At 63.0% G+C, this 19,538-nt stretch carries 14 protein-coding genes, 2 tRNA genes, 2 rRNA genes and 1 riboswitch (1 of these 19 running past the window's edge); of the genes, 9 read left to right on the top strand and 9 right to left on the bottom strand.

Annotated features, from left to right (window positions below; translation table 11 throughout):
• Positions 1-274: 274 nt before the first annotated feature.
• From AC066Y_RS00875 to AC066Y_RS00865, 3 genes are read right to left on the bottom strand one after another with little or no spacing between them, the layout of a single operon-like run.
• Positions 275-1,207, bottom strand: coding sequence for a prephenate/arogenate dehydrogenase family protein (locus AC066Y_RS00875; protein ID WP_478272249.1), 933 nt, complete (start codon positions 1,205-1,207; stop codon positions 275-277).
• 8 nt (positions 1,208-1,215) lie between these two features.
• A complete protein-coding gene (gene hisC / locus AC066Y_RS00870) occupies positions 1,216-2,313 on the bottom strand; it encodes a histidinol-phosphate transaminase (RefSeq protein WP_478272248.1) in 1,098 nt (365 codons plus the stop codon).
• A gap of 42 nt (positions 2,314-2,355) precedes the next feature.
• Complete coding sequence (locus AC066Y_RS00865) at positions 2,356-3,219, bottom strand: chorismate mutase (RefSeq protein WP_478272247.1); 864 nt, start codon at positions 3,217-3,219, stop codon at positions 2,356-2,358.
• A gap of 186 nt (positions 3,220-3,405) precedes the next feature.
• A riboswitch (SAM riboswitch) is annotated at positions 3,406-3,485 on the top strand.
• 83 nt (positions 3,486-3,568) lie between these two features.
• Between AC066Y_RS00865 and metX the strand changes: the two genes are divergently transcribed.
• Together metX and metW are read left to right on the top strand one after the other, a co-directional pair.
• Positions 3,569-4,774, top strand: coding sequence for a homoserine O-acetyltransferase MetX (metX, locus tag AC066Y_RS00860; protein WP_478272246.1), 1,206 nt, complete (start codon positions 3,569-3,571; stop codon positions 4,772-4,774).
• Entirely contained in the window at positions 4,771-5,436 is a 666-nt protein-coding gene (metW, locus tag AC066Y_RS00855; protein ID WP_478272245.1) for a methionine biosynthesis protein MetW, read from the top strand. Before metX ends, metW begins: the two co-directional genes overlap by 4 nt.
• Before the next feature lie 130 nt (positions 5,437-5,566).
• Here the strand turns inward: metW and AC066Y_RS00850 are convergent, their stop codons facing one another.
• Positions 5,567-6,439 carry an alpha/beta fold hydrolase gene (locus tag AC066Y_RS00850; protein ID WP_478272244.1) on the bottom strand — a complete coding sequence of 291 codons (873 nt, stop codon included), beginning with the start codon at positions 6,437-6,439 and terminating at the stop codon, positions 5,567-5,569.
• Positions 6,440-6,670: 231 nt separating this feature from the next.
• On the opposite strand from AC066Y_RS00850, the gene AC066Y_RS00845 reads away from it, so the two are divergent.
• Entirely contained in the window at positions 6,671-7,333 is a 663-nt protein-coding gene (locus AC066Y_RS00845) for a TIGR02594 family protein (protein WP_478272243.1), read from the top strand.
• 56 nt (positions 7,334-7,389) lie between these two features.
• Here AC066Y_RS00845 and AC066Y_RS00840 read toward each other — a convergent pair whose 3' ends face one another.
• Together AC066Y_RS00840 and AC066Y_RS00835 are read right to left on the bottom strand one after the other, a co-directional pair.
• A complete protein-coding gene (locus AC066Y_RS00840) occupies positions 7,390-8,166 on the bottom strand; it encodes an MOSC domain-containing protein (RefSeq protein ID WP_478272242.1) in 777 nt (258 codons plus the stop codon).
• A 56-nt stretch (positions 8,167-8,222) separates the two neighbouring features.
• Positions 8,223-8,738: an N-acetyltransferase family protein gene (locus AC066Y_RS00835; RefSeq protein WP_478272241.1), complete on the bottom strand. Its 516-nt coding sequence runs from the start codon at positions 8,736-8,738 to the stop codon at positions 8,223-8,225.
• Between the two features lie 58 nt (positions 8,739-8,796).
• Between AC066Y_RS00835 and AC066Y_RS00830 the strand changes: the two genes are divergently transcribed.
• A complete protein-coding gene (locus AC066Y_RS00830; RefSeq protein ID WP_478272240.1) occupies positions 8,797-9,360 on the top strand; it encodes a helix-turn-helix domain-containing protein in 564 nt (187 codons plus the stop codon).
• A gap of 191 nt (positions 9,361-9,551) precedes the next feature.
• Positions 9,552-12,203: an ATP-dependent chaperone ClpB gene (clpB, locus tag AC066Y_RS00825; protein WP_478272239.1), complete on the top strand. Its 2,652-nt coding sequence runs from the start codon at positions 9,552-9,554 to the stop codon at positions 12,201-12,203.
• Between the two features lie 54 nt (positions 12,204-12,257).
• Here the strand turns inward: clpB and AC066Y_RS00820 are convergent, their stop codons facing one another.
• The 3 genes from AC066Y_RS00820 to AC066Y_RS00810 form a co-directional block, all read right to left on the bottom strand.
• Positions 12,258-12,524 (bottom strand): hypothetical protein, encoded by a 267-nt coding sequence (locus AC066Y_RS00820; protein ID WP_420966928.1) that lies wholly within the window; start codon positions 12,522-12,524, stop codon positions 12,258-12,260.
• 95 nt (positions 12,525-12,619) lie between these two features.
• On the bottom strand, positions 12,620-12,982 hold the full coding sequence (locus AC066Y_RS00815; protein WP_478272238.1) for an SPW repeat protein: 363 nt from the start codon (positions 12,980-12,982) through the stop codon (positions 12,620-12,622).
• 184 nt (positions 12,983-13,166) lie between these two features.
• Positions 13,167-15,230 (bottom strand): M23 family metallopeptidase, encoded by a 2,064-nt coding sequence (locus AC066Y_RS00810; RefSeq protein ID WP_478272237.1) that lies wholly within the window; start codon positions 15,228-15,230, stop codon positions 13,167-13,169.
• A gap of 1,004 nt (positions 15,231-16,234) precedes the next feature.
• On the opposite strand from AC066Y_RS00810, the gene AC066Y_RS00805 reads away from it, so the two are divergent.
• The 4 genes from AC066Y_RS00805 to AC066Y_RS00790 all read left to right on the top strand — a co-directional run.
• Positions 16,235-17,725, top strand: a 16S ribosomal RNA gene (locus AC066Y_RS00805).
• Between the two features lie 209 nt (positions 17,726-17,934).
• Positions 17,935-18,011 (top strand) — tRNA-Ile (locus AC066Y_RS00800).
• A 35-nt stretch (positions 18,012-18,046) separates the two neighbouring features.
• Positions 18,047-18,122, top strand: a tRNA-Ala gene (locus AC066Y_RS00795).
• 422 nt (positions 18,123-18,544) lie between these two features.
• Positions 18,545-19,538, top strand: a 23S ribosomal RNA gene (locus tag AC066Y_RS00790); it runs 1,852 nt beyond the window's last position.
• The 16S and 23S rRNA genes sit together here with 2 tRNA genes alongside, the layout of an rRNA operon.

Here is a 19,538-nt window from a genome sequence, read left to right as displayed (position 1 = left end):
CTGCCTATCGGCACCCGGCTTTCCCTGCGCCCTCTGATCTCAGGGCCGCGAAACGAAGGGCAAAGCTCGGGCAAATCGTGTCGCGAGAATACGAAGTTATGACCGCAAACAGCGCGACACACCCAGTGTCGTCCCTGCGAAAGCAGGGACCCATAACCACGAATGCCAGTTTGTCATAGCGATACTGGGTTGACGAGTCCCTTCCGCAATATCCGCCGCGGAGTATGGCCCTGCTTTCGCAGGGACGACGGAGAGTGTGTGGACCGAGCCCCGGCTACTTCTTCAAATTCGCATGCGGCCGGCCGAAATCGGGCGCAGCCGAATCCTGGCCGATCTCGACGATGCCGCGGCGGATGGCGCGGGTGCGGGTGAAGTGGTCGAACAGCGCTTCGCCGTCGCCGCGCCGGATCGCGCGGGTGAGCTTCGACAGATCCTCGGTGAATGTGCCGAGCATTTCGAGCACGGCGTCCTTGTTGGCGAGGAACACGTCGCGCCACATCGTCGGGTCGGACGCCGCGATCCTGGTGAAGTCGCGGAAGCCGCCGGCGGAGAATTTGATGACCTCGGATTCCGTCACCTGCGCCAGCTCGTCGGCGGTGCCGACGATGGTGTAGGCGATCAGATGCGGCAGATGGCTGGTGATCGCGAGCACGAGGTCATGATGATCCGGCGTCATGATCTCGACCTTGGCGCCGAGCGCGGCCCAGAACGCGCGCAGCCGGTCGGTCGCCGCAGGATCGGTGCCTTCGGGCGGCGTCAGGATGCACCAGCGGTTGATGAAGAGCTCGGCGAAGCCGGAATCCGGTCCCGAATGCTCGGTGCCGGCCACCGGATGCGCCGGCACGAAGTGCACGCCGTCGGGCAGATGCGGCGCCATGTCCTTGACGACGGCGCCCTTCACCGAGCCGACGTCGGAGATGATCGCGCCGGGCTTGAGGTGGGCCGCGATCTCGGCCGCGACCGGGCCGCAGGCGCCGACGGGAATACAGAGGATGACGAGATCGGCATCCTTCACCGCCTCGATATTGGTCTCGACGACGCGATCGACGATGCCGAGCTCGGCGACGCGCGCGCGCGTCTTCTCCGAGCGCGCGGTGGTCACGATCTCGCCGACCAGGCCTTGCGCGCGCGCGCCGCGCGCGATCGAGCCGCCGATCAGGCCGAAGCCGATCAGCGCGATGCGATTGAAGAGCGGAGCCGTGGTCACGTCGGTTTTCACTTTCCGGCCAGGAAGTCGCGCAGGCCCTCGACCACGAGGCGGTTGGCTTCCTCGGTGCCAATGGTCATGCGCAGCGCATGCGGCAGCTTGTAATTGTTGAGCGCGCGCAGCACGAGGCCGCGCCGCGTGAGATAGGCGTCGGCTTCCGCCGCGGTCTTGCCCTTGTCGACCGGGAAGTGGATCAGCACGAAGTTGGCGACGCTCGGCGTCACCTTGAGCCCGAGCTTGCGGATCTCCTCGGTCAGCCAGTTGCGCCACTGTTCGGTGTGCGTCCGCGACATCTGCACATGGGCAGAGTCCTCGATCGCCGCCACCGCCGCCAGCATCGCCGGCGTCGTGACGTTGAACGGACCGCGGATGCGGTTGCAGGCATCGACGATATGCGCCGGCCCGAACATCCAGCCGACCCGCAGCGCGGCAAGGCCGTGGATCTTCGAGAAGGTGTGCGTCACCACCGTGTTGTCCGTGGTCGCGACCAGCTCGATGCCGAGCTCGTAGTCGTTGCGCGAGACGTAGTCGGCATAGGCGGCGTCGAGCACCAGCAGCACATGCGACGGGAGTTCGGCGCGCAGCCGCTTGACCTCGTCGAACGGGATATAGGTGCCGGTCGGATTGTTCGGGTTGGCGAGCCAGACCAGTTTCGTGCGCGGCGTCACCACCTTGAGGATGGCGTCGACGTCAGCGGTGAAGTCGGTCTCGGCCGCGATGACGTTCTTGGCGCCGTTCGCCATGGTGGCGATCGGGTAGACCAGGAAGCCATGGGTGGTCGAGATCGCCTCGTCGCCCGGCGCGAGATAGGTGTGCGCCAGGAGATTGAGGATCTCATCGGAGCCGGCGCCGCAGATGATGCGGTCGGGGTCGAGCCCATAGGCGCGGCCGATCGCCTCGCGCAGCACCCGCGAGGTGCCTTCCGGATAGTCCTCGAGATGGTCAGCCGCGGCCTTGTAGGCCGCGATCGCCTTCGGCGACGGACCGAACGGCGTCTCGTTGGCGGACAGCTTGAACACCTTGCGGCCCGGTTCCGGCACCGGGCTCTTGCCGGGCGTGTAGGGCGCAATATCGAGGATGCCGGGATTCGGCACGGGGCGGGACATCATCAACTCCGATGGGCGGATGGGCTTAGCCTGGCTCTTATTCTAGCTCTTGGCCGATCCGTTAGAGGGCACCGTATAGCGCGTTGCGTGGCTGCCGACGAGGGCCGAAGAGCGCACCGAGGCGCCGGCCTCGATCAAGGCGAGCTTGATCTTCTCGAAACCCTTGTTGGTCAGGTCTTGCCCGGTGACCGAGACCAAGAGCGCCGCGCCGTCGAACGCGGTGTCGGGGACCGCGACGATCTCGGCGAGCGGGGCCAGCGCGCGGGCGACATCGGCGTTCCAGCCGGAGACGCGCACGCTCCAGGTCTGCACCTCGGTCACCATGGCGTCGTCGGCGACCCGCGAGATCACGAACACCGGCAGCGCGGCGGGATGGTCGGCGCGTTCGAGGAACGGCAGCCGTGCGATGATCTTCGGCGCGCCATCGGCTTCGAGCGCATTCCACCACGGCGTGCGGCTCGCGATCGCGGAGACCAGCGCGAGGTCGCCCTTCGACTTCGCCGCCGCCTCGACCGCGGCCTGGGCGCTGAAATGCGACACGTAAGGCACCACGAAGCCGAAGTGAAACCGCGCCGAGTCGCGCATGGCGGACTCGCCCACGGAAACATCGGCATGCACGGCGAACGGCGCCTGCACATAGGTGAAGGTCGAGATGATGACGCGCCAGATGCTCTCGATGGTGTCGAGCGGCAGGATGCCGCGATGGCGCCTCACCAGCTCGCGCATCATGCTGGCCTCGCGCGCCGGGCGGAACGCCGAGCCGACCTCCTGGGTCTTCTTGACCTGGATCAGGCGGTCGATGATGTCGCCGCGCGCCATCAGCAGGCGGTGAACCTGCTCGTCGATCGCATCGATTTCCTTGCGCAGCTCCTGCAGCGAGGGCGGCGACGGGGGTGGGTTGGACATGCTCTCAAACCTTGTCGTCCGGGCGGCCCGATGCCGTGCCGGACAGGGTCCCTGATTAGGAAAGACGGCCAGCGAAAGCAAAGAGAAACGTCGCAGGCGTGCCTTGCGCATTCGGTTAACCATCGGCGCCCGGCAAGGGGAGGTTCGCTGGCCGCCTTGACGACGGCAGGCCTGAGGACTAGGTTCGCTGCACTCCGTGGTCATTTGAGCCGGCCGGCTTGCAGCCACGTTAAACAACTCGCTAAACAGGCCGGGGACAGATCAGCTCCCGGCCGAACCTTGTTCAGGCCGGGTTTTTTATGGCCTGATTTCTGTTCGAGCCCTCCCGTGCGAGGGCAGGGTCGCCTAGATGAGCAACGTGCGTCCGATACCGAGCCCGCAAACTCAGAGCGATGATCGCGCCCATGAGGCCGATCACCCGTCGTCATTGGTGGCGAAGTTCGGCATGGATCAGCCGCTCAAGCTCGATTGCGGCGTCGATCTCGCGCCGTTCCAGATCGCCTATCAGACCTATGGCCAGCTCAATGCTGACAGGTCCAACGCGATCCTGATCTGCCACGCGCTGACCGGCGATCAGCACGTCAACAACATCCATCCCGTCACCGGCAAGCCCGGCTGGTGGGACACCATGGTCGGCGCCGGCAAGCCGATCGATCCCGAACAATATTTCATCATCTGCTCCAACGTGATCGGCGGCTGCATGGGCTCGACTGGCCCGGCGTCGCTGAACCCTGCGACCGGCAAGGTATGGGGGCTCGATTTCCCGATCATTACGATCCCCGACATGGTGCGCGCGCAGGCGATGCTGATCGATCGCCTCGGCATTGCGACACTGTTCTGCGTGGTCGGCGGCTCGATGGGCGGCATGCAGGTGCTGCAATGGACCGCGGCCTATCCCGAGCGCGTGTTCTCGACGCTCGCGATCGCGTGCTCGACGCGCCACTCGGCGCAGAACATCGCGTTCCACGAGCTCGGCCGTCAGGCGGTGATGGCCGATCCGGACTGGCGCGGCGGCCGCTATGTCGACGAGGACACCCATCCGCATCGCGGACTGGCGGTGGCGCGGATGGCGGCGCACATCACCTATCTCTCGGACGCCGCGCTGCACCGCAAGTTCGGACGGCGGATGCAGGATCGCGAGCTGCCGACCTTCTCGTTCGATGCGGATTTCCAGGTCGAGAGCTATCTGCGCTACCAGGGCTCGTCCTTTGTCGAGCGCTTCGACGCCAACAGCTATCTGTATCTCACGCGCGCGATGGACTATTTCGACATCGCCGCCGACCACAACGGCGTACTTGCGAAAGCGTTCACCGGCATCAAGACGCGGTTCTGCGTGGTGTCGTTCACCAGCGACTGGCTGTTTCCGACCTCGGAATCGCGTGCCTTGGTGCATGCACTGAACGCGTCGAGCGCACGGGTGTCGTTCGCCGAGATCGAGACCGATCGCGGCCATGACGCGTTCCTGCTCGACGTGCCGGAATTCCTGGAGATCTCCCGCGCCTTCCTGCAGGCCGCGGGCAAGGCGCGCGGACTGAAGGACGACGGCCAGTCATGAGCATGCAGCAGACATTGCCCTTGCCGGGCGTCGCGCCGGAGCGGACCGGCGGCTATCGCACCGATCATCTGCTGGTCGCCGACATGGTGCGGCCGGGCTCGCGCGTGCTCGACGTCGGCTGCGGCGACGGCGAACTGCTGCAATTGCTGGAGAGCCGCGGCATCGACGGCCGCGGCATCGAGCTGTCGCGCGAGGGCGTCAATGGCTGCGTCGCCAAGGGCCTCGCGGTGGTGCAGGGCGACGCCGACACCGACCTCGTCAACTATCCCGATGATGCGTTCGACTATGTGATCCTGTCGCAGACCTTGCAGGCGACGCGGCAGCCCAAAGTGGTGCTGGAGAACCTGCTGCGGATCGGCCATCGCGCGATCGTCTCGTTCCCGAATTTCGGGTTCTGGAAGATGCGGCTGCAGCTGCTGGTCGGCGGTCACATGCCGCGCACCGAGAATCTGCCGGCGAGCTGGTACGACACCGCGAACATCCATTTCTGCACCATCAAGGATTTCGTGCAGCTCTGCGAGGAGATCAACGTCAAGATGGAGCGCGCGGTGGCGCTCGATCTCTACGGTCGCCCGGTGCCGCTCAACCTGCCCTGGTGGGTGTGGAACATGTTCGGCGAGCAAGGCGTGTTCCTGCTCAGCCGGGGTGGGAAGGGGAAGTAGTAGCTGCGCAGCAATGTACGCTCGTCATTCCGGGGCGATGCGCAGCATCGAGCCCGGAATCCATTTAGTCCACGAAGCCTGCGGCCCAATGGATGCCGGGTTCTCGCTTCGCGAGCCCCGGAATGACGGGTCACACCGGCGCCGCCACCAGCGACTTCGGATCGCGCGCCGGCCAGCGGCCGGCTTCCACCAGCGCGATGAAGCGCTCGACCATCTCGTTGAACAGCGCCGGCTCCTCGAGATTGAGCACGTGACCCGATTTCGGGAAGAAGGAAAGGCCGGCGGCCGGCAGATGCTGCTTCAGGAACATGCTCGGCGCGATGCAATTGTCGTCCTCGTCGCCGCACAGGATCAGCGCCGGCGTCGCCGCGCGCTTGATGGCGTCGGTCATGGTGTAGATCGAGGGCCTGCCGCCCTGGAAGCTGCGCATCGTGTTGGCTGAGCCCTTGGCGTCGTGGCGGGCGAGCGCGGCGTAGAAATCGGCATGGCCGCGCGGGTCCTTGACCAGGAACGGAATCCGGCTCGGCGCCTCGCGCGTCACCTTGGCGACCTCGGCGGAGCCGATGGACTCGAGCTGCTCGGCATTGGCGCGGCACTGCGCGCGGAAGGCATCGAGATGCTCGAGGCTTGAGCCGGAGCCGACAGCGGCCAGTGTCATCGACAGCGCGCGCTCCGGCGCGTTGAGCGCGACCTGCAGCGAGGAATAGGAGCCCATCGAGAGCCCGATGAAGTGGGCCTTCGCGATGCCGAGGTGGTCGAGCACCGCGAGCGCGTCGGTGTAGAAATGCGTGTAGGTGTAGACGTCGGCGCTCGGCGGCACGTCCGACGGCGTGTAGCCGCGCGCGGAATAGGCGATGCAGCGGTGTCCGCGCGAGAAGTAGCGCATCTGCGGTTCCCAGTTGGTGTGATCAGCTGCGAATTCGTGCAGAAAGATGATCGGGGTGCCACTGCCCGCCTCTTCGAAATGGAGGCGGACATTATCTTTCGTGATGGCATGGGGCATTGAAATTCTCCTCTCGTTGGCCGCTCCCAGATTTGCAATTAATTTCCGCGGCTGCAATGCGGCTATTCTGGCTATTTTCGTCAAGGAATTTGCGCGGAATGACCCCGAAATCGTTTTCGCAACGCCGCATGAAATCTTCCTCTCGCCACATCCCGATCTTCAAAACCACCGCCGCGTTTCCGAGGGAATGCGACGGGGAGTTGGGGGGCGTTTCAGAGGATCTCGTGAAGTATGGTTCAGTTGCTTGCGTTTCGCCGGTCGCTTCGAGTTTTGGCGTTGGCTCTGTGTTCGCTCACGCTCGCCGTGATCTCCGCCGCTCCGGCGTCCGCCCGTCCGCATCATTCGCGTCACGCGCATTCGGCCCATGTCGGCCATCACGCGCGGCACTATTCCCATCATCACCATCGGCACGCAGCGCGGCCGTCTCGCACCGAGCGTCGCGCCCAGATGCAGGCGGGCGGCTTTGGCGAGGCCAATGCGGCCGTGTTACCGGGCAGCGCTGAGGCCGCGTCCAACACCGATGTGAACGCGGCAGGTGGCTTCGGCTCCTCCGGCATCGTCGACACGGCGCGCCGCTATCTCGGCGGCAACCCGACCGGCCGCTCCAGCCTGTGGTGCGCGCGCTTCATGAACATGGTGCTGCAGCAGACCGGCCATCGCGGCACCGGCTCCGACATGGCGAGTTCGTTCGCCAAATACGGCCAGCGCGTCTCCGGGCCGCAGGTCGGCGCCATCGCCGTGATGGGCCGTCGCGGCGGCGGTCATGTCGGGATCATCACCGGCGTCGACGCCAAGGGCAATCCGATCATGATCTCGGGCAATAGCGGTCATCGCGTCCGCGAGACCCCGGTCTCGCGCGGCCGGATCTATGCCTATGTGATGCCGACGAACTGAGCTGTCGAAAGCTGGGCAGGGCGCACGCGCGTCTTGCCCGCTTGCGACACTACAGGCTATTCGGCGGCAATCGTGTCGCCGACGGCCGCGCCGCCGTCGCTGATGATCTCGGCGTAGATGCCGCATTCGTTGTTGCCGAAGCGCTGCATCAGCGTGTTCGGGACCGAGAGGTTGCGCGCGCCGGTGTCGGGATCGACATTGACCGCGGCGCAGCGGGTGATGCGCTTCACCACCTTGGCCCGTGCGCTGCCGATCGCAATGGTCTGGTCGAGCAGGCTGGCCTCATGCCAGGCCGGCCAACCCTCGACATAGAGATTGGCGCGGAAGCGCAACGGATGGACCGGCGCCTGCACCATGTCCTCGATCGCCCGCAGGCTCGCCAGATTGATGATCGAGACCACCTTGCGCGGCACGTCGGAAAAACTGTGCCCGGGACTCACCAGCACCTTGGGCGGTCCCTTGATCTGGCCGGCATGACGATCGGCGAAATAGCGCTCGATCGCCGCGCGCCCGGCTGCCGTCTCGAGATCGCCCTGGGCCACCATCGCGCCGTCCCGGCGCAAGGTCAGCACATGGCTGTCATCGTCGAAATGGGCGCGCAGCGGCGCCAGCCACTCGTCCCGCTGCAGCATCAGGAAATGCGGCTTCGGCAGCCATTTCGGCGCCGAGGGATCGAAACCGCTCGGACCGTTCTCGATCGCGTAGCGGCGATCGGAGCGGAGCGTCTCGCCGACCTTGAGCTCGGCGCGGGGCAGGGGCTCGGGCGTCAGACCCTTGACGGGATAGCGGTAGATGCCGGTGATCCGGGCGGAGGAGGTGTGCGTGCTGTCCATGCTCCCGCTCTAGCCTGTTTGGCGCGCGAGGAGAACCGCCGCCGAGAGTAAGGCAGCTAGTCGGGCCGCGCCGCGCCTGCGGCATCCAGCAGGCGCTGCATGAACACGAGATCGAGCCAGCGGCCGAACTTGCGCCCGACCTCCGGCATCCGCGCGACCTCGACAAAGCCGGCCCGCGCGTGCAGCCGCAGCGAAGCGGGATTGCCGCCGTCGATGCCGGCGATCATGACGTGCTTGCCGAGCGCCGTTGCCGTGGACACGAGCTCATCGACGATGACACGGCCAAGGCCGCGGCCGCGATGGTCGGCATGGATGTAGACGCTGTGCTCGACGCTGTAGCGGTAACCCGGGAAGGCGCGGAAATCGCCGAACGCGCCATACCCAAGCACCACCGGCCCTTCGGCTGCGACCAGCACCGGGTAGCCCAGTGCCAGCCGGGCCTGCATCCAGGTCAGCCGTTCGGCGTCGGAATCCTGCTTCTCGGTCCAGATCGCGTTCGAGTTGGCGACCGCCTCGTTGAAGATCGCGGTGATCGCAGGGATGTCCTGCTCGGTGGCGGGGCGGATCATCATTCGGTCGTTCCTCGACGGGCCTCTTGCACAAACCCGATCGTCCACTATATAAGACGTAATGTCAATTATAGAAGACAACGCGGATGAGGCTCTCGGGCGGCGGGTTCGCGCCGAGCGGGAGGGCCGCGGCTGGTCGCTGGCGGAACTCGCCGGGCGGGCCGGCGTGTCCAAGGCCATGCTGAGCAAGATCGAGCGGGCGGAGGCCAGCCCGACAGCGGCGACGCTGTCGCGGATTGCCACGGCCTATGGCCTGACCATGGCCGCGCTGTTCGAGGTTGCCTCACACAGTTCCCGCCTGCAGCGGGCCAAGGATCAGCCGGTGTGGCGCGACCCGAAGGCGGCCTATCTGCGGCGGCAGGTGTTCCTGCATCCGGCCAATCCGCTGGAGCTGGTGGAGGTCGAGCTGCCTGCCGGGCAGGAAGCCGGCTTCCCGGCCAGCGCCTATCACCTAGTCCGTCAGGTGGTCTGGGTCATCAGCGGCCGCCTCACCTTGATGGAAGGGGCGGAGCGCCACGAGCTCGCCGCGGGTGACCGCATCGAGCTAGGGCCGCCGTCCGACATCGTCTTCCGTAACGAAACTGCTCAGCCCTGCCGCTACCTTGTCGCCATTGTGCGGCGCTGAGATTCGTCGGGTGAAATCGCCGACTGTGGCTCTTCCGTTTTGGAACCAAGTGCCCACATCTGCGGCAAGCCTGAAAAATGATGGCGACGACCAGAGGCTGGTTGAGGAACGTCAACGCGGCCCGCGGAAACCCAATGAAGATGCCGTTGTCATGCCTGAATGGGTGACAATGGCAGGCCGAGGGAAAACGAATGAACATTGAGAAGTACACCGAGCGCTCGCGCGGATTCATCCAGTCTGCCCAGTCGCTCGCAATGCGCGACGGTCACCAGCAGTTCTCGCCCTTGCATCTGTTGAAGGTGCTGCTGGACGACAATGAGGGGCTCGCCGGCGGTCTGATCGACCGTGCAGGCGGCAATTCCAGGGCGATCCTGAAAGCGACCGAAGAGGCGCTGAACAAGCTGCCGAAGGTCTCGGGCAATGGTGCCGGACAGGTCTACCTGTCGCCGGAGCTGGCGCGCGCCTTCGATGCGGCGGAAAAGGCCGCCGACAAGACCGGCGACAGCTTTGTCACCGTCGAGCGGCTGCTGCTCGGGCTCACGCTCGAGAAGGGCAGCGAGGCGGCCTCCATCCTGAGCAAGGGCGGCGTCACGGCGCAGAACCTGAATGCGGCGATCGAAGCGCTGCGCAAGGGCCGCACCGCTGATTCCGCGACGGCCGAAAACGCCTACGACGCGCTGAAGAAATATGCCCGCGACCTGACCCAGGCTGCGCGCGACGGCAAGCTCGACCCGGTGATCGGCCGTGACGAGGAGATCCGCCGTACCATCCAGGTGCTGTCGCGGCGGACCAAGAACAATCCCGTCCTGATCGGCGAACCCGGCGTCGGCAAGACCGCGATAGTCGAGGGGCTGGCGCTGCGCATTCTGAACGGCGACGTGCCGGAGAGCCTGAAGGACAAGAAGCTCTTGTCGCTCGACATGGGCGCCTTGATCGCCGGCGCGAAATATCGCGGCGAGTTCGAGGAGCGGCTGAAGTCCGTCCTGCAGGAGGTCTCGTCCGCGGAGGGCGGCATCATCCTGTTCATCGACGAGATGCACACCCTGATCGGCGCCGGCAAGACCGACGGCGCGATGGACGCGTCCAACCTCCTGAAGCCTGCGCTCGCGCGCGGTGAGCTGCATTGTATCGGTGCGACCACGCTCGACGAGTACCGCAAGCATGTCGAAAAGGATGCGGCGCTGGCCCGCCGGTTTCAGCCGATCTATGTCAGCGAGCCGACGGTCGAGGATACCATCTCGATCCTGCGCGGCCTCAAGGACAAATACGAGCAGCATCACGGCGTGCGCATCACCGACTCCGCGTTGGTGGCCGCGACCACGCTGTCGAACCGCTACATCACCGACCGCTTCCTGCCCGACAAGGCCATCGACCTGATGGACGAGGCGGCGGCGCGGCTGAAGATGCAGGTCGATTCCAAACCGGAAGAGCTCGATTCGCTGGATCGCGACATCATCCGCCTGAAGATCGAGCAGGAGGCGCTGAAGAAGGAGAACGATGCCGGCTCGAAGAGCCGCTTGCAGACCCTGGAGAAGGAGCTCGCCGGGCTCGAGGAGAGGTCGGCGGCGCTGACGGCGCGCTGGAGCGCGGAGAAGAACAAGCTCTCCAATGCCCAGAAGCTGAAGAGCGAACTCGATGCGCTCCGCGTCGAGCTTGCCAATGCGCAGCGTCGCGGCGAATTCCAGAAGGCGGGCGAGCTGGCCTACGGCCGGATTCCCGAGCTGGAAAAGAAGCTCGCCGAGATCGAGGCCAGCGAAAGCGGTAAGCAGAACGGCAGTGAGATGATGGAGGAGGCGGTCACCGCCAACCACATCGCGCAGGTCGTCTCGCGCTGGACCGGCGTGCCGGTCGACAAGATGCTCGAGGGCGAAAAGGACAAGCTCCTGAAAATGGAGGACGCACTCGCCAAGCGCGTCGTCGGCCAGGCCGAAGCGGTGCGTGCGGTGGCAACCGCGGTGCGCCGTGCCCGCGCAGGCCTGCAGGATCCGAACCGGCCGACCGGCTCGTTCATGTTCTTGGGCCCCACCGGCGTCGGCAAGACCGAGCTGACCAAGGCGCTCGCCGCTGACCTGTTCAACGATGAGACCGCGATGGTTCGCCTCGACATGTCCGAGTTCATGGAGAAGCACTCGGTCTCGCGGCTGATCGGCGCGCCTCCGGGCTATGTCGGCTACGACGAGGGCGGCGCACTGACCGAAGCCGTGCGGCGCCGGCCCTACCAGGTCGTGCTGTTCGACGAGATCGAGAAGGCGCATCCCGACGTCTTCAACGTGTTGTTGCAGGTGCTCGATGACGGCCGCCTGACCGATGGTCAGGGCCGCACCGTCGACTTCCGCAACACGCTGATCATCATGACTTCGAACCTCGGTTCGGAATTCCTGGTGAATCAGCCGGAAGGCGAGGACACCGCGGCGGTCCGCGATCAGGTGATGGGCGTGGTGCGGGCGCATTTCAGGCCGGAATTCCTGAACCGCATCGACGAGATCATCCTGTTCCACCGGCTGCAGCGGAACGAGATGGGCCGCATCGTCGAGATCCAGTTCGCGCGGCTGACCAAGCTGCTCGAGGATCGCAAGATCGAGCTCACGCTCGACGCGAAGGCGCGGAATTGGCTCGCGGAAAAGGGCTGGGATCCGGCTTATGGCGCCCGCCCGTTGAAGCGGGTGATCCAGCGCAGCGTGCATGACCCACTGGCCGAGATGATCCTCGCCGGCGACGTCAAGGACGGCGATCGCGTGGTGATCTCGGAGAAGGGCAACGTGCTGACCTTCAACGGTCAGGTGCCCAAAACCGCCGAAATCGTGCAGTTCGAGACCCCGGTCTCGAAACGCAAGCTGAACTGACACGCGCATGCAAAAGCCCTCCCCGCGGTCGCGGGGAGGGCTTCGTTGTCCAGGCTAGTCCTGCGGAACGATCGGTGGACTGAGCTGACCGGGCTCGTCGTCATCGGCGGGTTCGAGTTCGGACAGGATATCGACCAGCTCGCGGGTGCGGCCTGTGGCCAGCGGCCTGCCGGCGTTCATCAGCGGCTCGTCATTGGCAAGCCAGGCCTGGGCTTCCGCAAGCTCGGTGATCGTGGCGCCGGATGCGATGATCCTGGCGATGGTGACATCGTCGGCGTGGCCGACGGCTTTAAGCACATCGTCGCGGGTGAGCTGGGTCATGGCGCAAATCCTTGTGGATATCTTCGTTGAGCACGACCAAACCCCCGCCCGCCGGCGATCCGCGCCAGCGGGTAGGGACGCATCGTTTCAAGGCCTCAGCTGTGCGTTGTGAGCCGAGGCGGATGCTGGGACATCGCCCAGAGTTCGATCGCGGCAAGGACGGCGACGGCGATGCCGATCACCACGTGCACGGTCGTCGCGGTGGTCATTGCCTGGAACCCGAGGACCCAGGGTGAGACCATTGCCCAAAGCCCGACGACGAGGTTCAGCCATTCTTCCCAGACCGCGAATGCCGCGAGCGCGGCGATCGCAAGGACCGCCATCACGAGGCCGACGATGTGGGCGTTGGTGGAAACCGTGCCGGCGTCGAACTTGAGCAGCCACGGCGACAGGAAGAGAATCGCGCCGAGGATCAGGTTTGCGACGTCGCACAGTTTTGCGTTGGTCCAGTTCTCCATGACACCCTCCATTGGAGGTTTTTACTGCTGAATCAACTGGATGATCGCCGTTCGGGTTCCCGTCCTCGGGCCCGAAATTTGTTGAAACTGCCGGCGTCATGGCCTCGAAACGGCATCGCATCTGATCTGCGCCTGCAGCGTTTCCTGGGATCTGCGCGGCCGGACGGGCCGGCCTTTTGCATCATCAGCGGTTGCTGATGGTCCGCGTCATCGGCGCGCTGCCGGTGGCATCCGAGACGATGCGCGAGCTGCCGCGGCTGGACATCTGGGCTTCGATCCGGTCGCGCTCCTTCTCGAAGCCCGTCAGCATCGGGCCTTCGAGCGAGCGGCCGCGCGGCAGTTTCACGCGCATCGGGTCGACGAATCGGCCGTTGACCAGGATTTCGTAGTGGACGTGCGGGCCGGTCGACTGGCCGGTCGAGCCGACAAACCCGATCACCTGGCCCTGCCGCACCTTCTTGCCGATCTCCATGCCCTTGGCGAAGGCCGACATATGGCCGTAAGCCGTCTCGTAGCCATTGGAATGCTTGATGCGGATATATTTGCCGTAACCGCCCTCGTACCCGACCTTCTCGAGCATGCCGTTGCCGGAGGCGAAGATCGGCGTTCCGTAGGCGGTGGCCCAGTCGACGCCGGTGTGCATCTTCACGTAGCCGAGGATCGGATGGCGGCGGCCGCCGAAGCCCGAACGCATGATCGCGTTGTTGACCGGCTTGCGGACCAGGAACTTCTTCGCGCTCTTGCCGGTCTCGTCATAGTAGTCGACGACGCCGTCGTCGGAGCTCTGGAAGCGGTAGTATTTCTTGGTTTCGCCGCCGACGGTCAGCGCGGCGTAGAGCACTTCGGTCTTTTCGGTGCTGGTGACGCCCTCATCCTCGCCGGCATAGAACACGTCGAACGAGTCGCCGGGCTGGACCTTGCGCTGGAAATCGACGTCATAGGAGTAGATCTTGACCATATCGTCGATGACGGTCGCGGGCACCTTGTTGCGCAGCGCGGTCTCGTAAATGCTCTGATAGAGCCGCACGCCGCTGCCATCATCCTCTTCATCGTCGCTGGAATTGTCGGCGGTATCGGTCGTGGTGTTCATGCTCTGCACGTCGACGGCAACGTATTTGCCGATATCGGACAGTGCGGCGACCGCTTCGACGACGGAGTCGTTGGCGACGATCACCCGATAGGGTTGCAGCCGGGCGCCCGGTGCTGACGGCGCCATCAGGATCCGCACCTTTTGGCCTTCCTTCAGGCCGCCGTCGCGGCCGCGCGGGCCGAGCGTTGCGGCAATCGCCTTCGCCTCGTCGGGCGTTGCGCCCTGATCGCGCAGGATCGAGGTGATGCTGTCGCCCTTCTTGACGAGGTGAACCCGTTCGCCGACCGGATTGCCGCCGGTGACCTGCTCCTTGGTCTTCGGCAGCAGGGTGACGTTCTCCGGCACCACGCGCGTCTCGAAGCCTGCATAGGGGTCGGAGGTGTTGCCCTCGGTGGCGTAGGCCATCCTGATATCGGGACCGGCGCCGGTGGCATCGGCCGCGGCATTGGCGAGTGACGCGTAGCGCACCGAACCGCCGGAGCCGCGCCAGTTGGCAGCGTCGCGGACCCGCATCAGCACGTCGTCGAGCGCGACAACGGCGGCGAGCTTGGCTTTCGGCAGCACGGATCCGAGATCCTTGGTGACGAAAGAGACCTCGGCGTCGGGCTCGGCGGCGTCGGCCGCATTCGGATCCTCGGCCGCAGCGGGCGTGTCAGAGCCGACATCGGTCAACAGACGCTGCGCGTTGAACGCCGGTATCTTGGACGACAGATCGCTCGTGGTCATCGAGAGATTGCCGGAAATCCGGATGAAGGGCCGCACCCGCATCACGTCGCGATTGCCGACGCGGGTCACGGTCGACACGCGCACCAGGCTGCGGGAGGCGGAGGATTCGCTCGGCGGCGGCAGGCGGTCGCCCTTGTGCAGGCTGACGACGCGATCATTGCCGGTGAAGGCGCCGCGCAGCGCGCCTTCGACGCGCTCCGGCACCTTGGCGAAGGTCATCTCGCCATCGAGCGACGCAAAAACGGCGCCGCCGATCAGGGCCGCGCCACATAGTCCGGTCAGAATGGTGCCGCTGAACCATTGTACGGAGACACGGCGGCGATCGATCACCGCAGCCTCGGTGCCGTCGACTGAAAGCGGCGGTTCGTGACCGAGATCGATCATCCCGGTCTCGCGCCCAATGCCGCTTCCGCGTGACGCCCGTTGGCTCAACCCGATATCCCCCCAAATTCCAGCAACTGCGATCGACCTCTGCTCGTCCTCGTCCCCACCTCGATCCCCTGAAGAGGAATCTCGGCAGTGTGGCGAGCCACACGCATCGAAGTCGAGAAGACGAAGGCCATTAGCTAGCCGCACTCTCGAACGTCAATGGTGTGCAGATCTCTCGATGTTGCTCGGCCGCGAAGGGAAGAGGCGACGGGTTCTTGGAGAAAATCGCCTGGTCCCTCAGAAAAACCACCCGAGCCCCCACAGGTTTCGAGCGGTTCAATGCATGTCATATAGCCAGAACGTCGCAGGATTGTGGCTCAAGTGCGGCATTTGAGATGGAAAAGTTTCCTGAAGCAGGTCGATGCCGCCGCCCGCTCTGGAGCGCCGGGGAACCCGTTCCGGAGGGCCTCACGAGCCCTTCGGCGACAAACTTTTTTTGAAGTTTTTTGCGGCGCGCGTTGGGTTGCGAATTTTTACCTCCGATCTAAGTCATAGAAAACACGAGAGCTTTTTCGCACTGCACACGCGATTTGGGCGTGCGACGATTTGTTGACAATGGTCGTTGACAATCCCGAGGGGTGGGGACTATAAACCAACCACTGAGCGCGGCGCCGCCGGGTCACTGACCAAGGCGAGCGAACGCGCCACTGATGCTCCTCACTTCGATGAGTGACACAGCAGCCGACATAAATCGGTTGAGGTTCACTGTTCGTCGCTGAAGGGTAGAACCACCCTCTAAGGGTGTGGGGTCATTGGATCCCGGGCTGTTTGACAAGTGAAGATGAAGAAAGAGAAACGTGGACGGCGGAGTCCTTGCGTCTCTCGGAATACTTGAAAGCTTCGGCTTTTGACTTTCTGAGGGTGGACGAAAGACTTCGGCGGTACACGTTTAAAGGTTACACCATCGTTGCCAGCGATGTGAATCGTAGGCAGCTCGCAGACTTCGGTCGGCGAAGAATGGTGGGACCTCGTCAAACGTTGTGATCAGCCGGTTCAAAGTTCAAGTCCAACTTGAGAGTTTGATCCTGGCTCAGAGCGAACGCTGGCGGCAGGCTTAACACATGCAAGTCGAGCGGGCATAGCAATATGTCAGCGGCAGACGGGTGAGTAACGCGTGGGAACGTACCTTTTGGTTCGGAACAACACAGGGAAACTTGTGCTAATACCGGATAAGCCCTTACGGGGAAAGATTTATCGCCGAAAGATCGGCCCGCGTCTGATTAGCTAGTTGGTGAGGTAATGGCTCACCAAGGCGACGATCAGTAGCTGGTCTGAGAGGATGATCAGCCACATTGGGACTGAGACACGGCCCAAACTCCTACGGGAGGCAGCAGTGGGGAATATTGGACAATGGGCGCAAGCCTGATCCAGCCATGCCGCGTGAGTGATGAAGGCCCTAGGGTTGTAAAGCTCTTTTGTGCGGGAAGATAATGACGGTACCGCAAGAATAAGCCCCGGCTAACTTCGTGCCAGCAGCCGCGGTAATACGAAGGGGGCTAGCGTTGCTCGGAATCACTGGGCGTAAAGGGTGCGTAGGCGGGTCTTTAAGTCAGGGGTGAAATCCTGGAGCTCAACTCCAGAACTGCCTTTGATACTGAAGATCTTGAGTTCGGGAGAGGTGAGTGGAACTGCGAGTGTAGAGGTGAAATTCGTAGATATTCGCAAGAACACCAGTGGCGAAGGCGGCTCACTGGCCCGATACTGACGCTGAGGCACGAAAGCGTGGGGAGCAAACAGGATTAGATACCCTGGTAGTCCACGCCGTAAACGATGAATGCCAGCCGTTAGTGGGTTTACTCACTAGTGGCGCAGCTAACGCTTTAAGCATTCCGCCTGGGGAGTACGGTCGCAAGATTAAAACTCAAAGGAATTGACGGGGGCCCGCACAAGCGGTGGAGCATGTGGTTTAATTCGACGCAACGCGCAGAACCTTACCAGCCCTTGACATCCCGGTCGCGGACTCCAGAGACGGAGTTCTTCAGTTCGGCTGGACCGGAGACAGGTGCTGCATGGCTGTCGTCAGCTCGTGTCGTGAGATGTTGGGTTAAGTCCCGCAACGAGCGCAACCCCCGTCCTTAGTTGCTACCATTTAGTTGAGCACTCTAAGGAGACTGCCGGTGATAAGCCGCGAGGAAGGTGGGGATGACGTCAAGTCCTCATGGCCCTTACGGGCTGGGCTACACACGTGCTACAATGGCGGTGACAATGGGATGCTAAGGGGCGACCCTTCGCAAATCTCAAAAAGCCGTCTCAGTTCGGATTGGGCTCTGCAACTCGAGCCCATGAAGTTGGAATCGCTAGTAATCGTGGATCAGCACGCCACGGTGAATACGTTCCCGGGCCTTGTACACACCGCCCGTCACACCATGGGAGTTGGTTTTACCTGAAGACGGTGCGCTAACCCGCAAGGGAGGCAGCCGGCCACGGTAGGGTCAGCGACTGGGGTGAAGTCGTAACAAGGTAGCCGTAGGGGAACCTGCGGCTGGATCACCTCCTTTCTAAGGATGGTTCTTCAGCGAGCTCACGCTCACTATCGAACCGTTTTAGAAACATTCAGGGGCCAACAGTTTCAGGATTGTTGAGCTCCATTGGCGGGATTTCGCCGTCTTCGTTTCTCTTTCTTCGCGGACGAACACGCGCCAGGGCTGAGCGCTGTGCGATGCATCGACGACAAGTCGTGTGCGCGCCGGCATGTCCCTCGTGTTAGGGGCTTGTAGCTCAGTTGGTTAGAGCGCGCGCTTGATAAGCGTGAGGTCGGAAGTTCAAGTCTTCCCAGGCCCACCATTTTGATCGAGTGCAGAGCATTCGTCTTCTGGTACGGGGCCATAGCTCAGCTGGGAGAGCGCGTGCTTTGCAAGCATGAGGTCGTCGGTTCGATCCCGTCTGGCTCCACCAGATGGAATTGAGGCTCGACAATGCACTTGGTGCAAGAAGCTCTGTTCATATCGTCCGCGAAACATCACTTCGCACTCATTGGTCCGGATGGACGGTGACGTGCGTGTTTTCTGACATCGTAAAGAGGAGATCGATCCGAGTTTGGATCTGCGAAGCAATTCGCGGGTACCATTCCTAATCTCCAGATCGTTTTCGGCGCTCGCGCATCGCAGCCCATCGCAAGATGAGTGAGAGATGAGCGAGTTGTAAAACGATCTTTGTAGCGAAGCTTGACCGCCTCGCTATCGGGCCGATCTTACGAAGCAAGCTGGTCTTTCTAGTCAATGTCCGGCTGCGCAATCGCATTCATCGAGGATGCGCGCCTTCAATGGCAGTTGTGCAGACAACATTCTGCCGAGTGTGTGGACATTGATAATGAGAGCAATCAAGTGCCTTAAGGGTGTTCGGTGGATGCCTTGGCGCTGAGAGGCGATGAAGGACGTGCTACGCTGCGATAAGCCGTGGGGAGCTGCGAAGAAGCTTTGATCCACGGATTTCCGAATGGGGAAACCCACCTTCGATAGCCGGAACTCCAAGACCTTGTGTTTTGGGGTTCGACCAGAAATGGAAGAAATCAGACCGCGAGGTTTTGGATTTCCGGTTATCAAGAGAAGGTATGAGACTTCCGAATAAAATAGGAGGTTTTAAGCGAACCCAGGGAACTGAAACATCTAAGTACCTGGAGGAAAGGACATCAATCGAGACTCCGTTAGTAGTGGCGAGCGAACGCGGACCAGGCCAGTGATACATCAAAGACAATCGGAACCTGTCAGGAAAGCAGGGCCTCAGAGGGTGATAGCCCCGTACGAGTAATGCGATGATGTATCCACGAGTAAGGCGGGACACGTGTAATCCTGTCTGAACACGGGGGGACCACCCTCCAAGCCTAAGTACTCCTCAGCGACCGATAGTGAACCAGTACCGTGAGGGAAAGGTGAAAAGCACCCCGACGAGGGGAGTGAAATAGACCTGAAACCGGACACCTACAAACAGACGGAGCCCAAGATACGTTCTGGGTGACGTCGTACCTTTTGTATTATGGGCCAGCGACTTAATTTAACGAGCAAGCTTAAGCCGATAGGCGAAGGCGCAGCGAAAGCGAGTCTGAATAGGGCGTCAAGTTCGTTGTATTAGACCCGAAACCTAGTGATCTAGCCATGAGCAGGTTGAAGGTGAGGTAACACTCACTGGAGGACCGAACGGGTGTCTGTTGAAAAAGACTCCGATGACTTGTGGTTAGGGGTGAAAGGCCAATCAAACTGGGAAATAGCTGGTTCTCCGCGAAAGATATTTAGGTATCGCCTCGGATGAATACCTCAGGGGGTAGAGCACTGGATGGGCTAGGGGGACTTACCGTCTTACCAAACCCAACCAAAC

The organism is Bradyrhizobium sp. USDA3010, assembly GCF_056429065.1.
Note: the sequence above shows the minus strand (reverse complement) of the source record. Positions and strands in the feature narration are given on the sequence as shown.